Raw genomic sequence first — 1,181 nt, forward strand, 5'->3', positions numbered from 1 at the left:
CGCTTACTCGACGATCGAGGCGACGATGCCGGCGCCGACGGTGCGGCCGCCTTCGCGGATAGCGAAGCGCAGCTTTTCTTCCATCGCGATCGGCACGATCAGCGCCACGTCCATGGTCACGTTGTCGCCCGGCATCACCATCTCGGTGCCTTCCGGCAGCGTCACGACGCCGGTCACGTCCGTCGTGCGGAAGTAGAACTGCGGCCGGTAGTTGGTGAAGAACGGCGTGTGACGGCCACCCTCCTCCTTGGTCAGGATGTAGGCCTCGGCCTTGAACTTCGTGTGCGGCTTGACCGAACCCGGCTTGCACAGCACCTGGCCGCGCTCCACGCCCTCGCGGTCGACACCGCGGATCAGCGCGCCGATATTGTCGCCCGCCTGGCCCTGATCGAGCAGCTTGCGGAACATCTCGACGCCCGTCACCGTCGTCTTCTTGGTGTCGCGGATGCCGACGATCTCGACTTCCTCGCCCACCTTGACGACGCCGCGCTCGACGCGGCCGGTCACCACCGTGCCGCGGCCCGAAATCGAGAACACGTCCTCGATCGGCATCAGGAACGGCTGGTCGATCGGACGCTCCGGCGTCGGGATGTAGGCGTCAACCTCGGCCATCAGCGCGCGGACCGCGTCCTCGCCGATGGTCTTGTTGGAATCTTCCAGCGCCGCCAGCGCCGAGCCCTTGACGATCGGAATGTCGTCGCCCGGGAACTCGTAGGACGACAAAAGCTCGCGAACCTCGAGCTCGACCAACTCCAAAAGCTCCTCGTCGTCGACCTGGTCGACCTTGTTGAGGAACACCACAATCGCCGGAACGCCCACCTGACGGGCCAGCAGAATGTGCTCGCGGGTCTGCGGCATCGGGCCGTCGGCCGCCGAGCACACCAGGATCGCGCCGTCCATCTGCGCCGCACCGGTGATCATGTTCTTCACGTAGTCGGCGTGGCCCGGGCAGTCGACATGGGCGTAGTGGCGGGCTTCCGTCTCGTACTCGACATGCGCCGTCGAGATCGTGATGCCGCGCGCCTTCTCTTCCGGCGCCGCATCGATCTGGTCGTAAGCCCGGAACTCGCCGAAGTACTTCGTGATCGCCGCCGTCAGCGACGTCTTGCCGTGGTCAACGTGACCGATCGTGCCGATGTTCACATGCGGCTTCGTACGCTCGAATTTGCTCTTGGCCATCG

At 65.3% G+C, this 1,181-nt stretch carries 1 protein-coding gene; it reads right to left on the bottom strand.

What is annotated here, in order from left to right; all coding sequences use genetic code 11:
* Window positions 1-3: 3 nt before the first annotated feature.
* Window positions 4-1,179, bottom strand: a complete 1,176-nt coding sequence (gene tuf / locus J1C48_RS18720) for an elongation factor Tu (RefSeq protein ID WP_207259516.1) — start codon at window positions 1,177-1,179, stop codon at window positions 4-6.
* Between the last annotated feature and the right edge of the window lie 2 nt (window positions 1,180-1,181).

The sequence above is a fragment of the Jiella flava genome (genome assembly GCF_017349315.1).
GTDB classification, from domain to species: Bacteria; Pseudomonadota; Alphaproteobacteria; order Rhizobiales; family Rhizobiaceae; genus Jiella; species Jiella flava.

What these genes read in the sequence shown, in the direction of transcription:
- tuf (WP_207259516.1), bottom strand. Translation starts at nt 1,179, where the DNA reads ATGGCCAAGAGCAAATTCGAGCGTACGAAGCCGCATGTGAACATCGGC.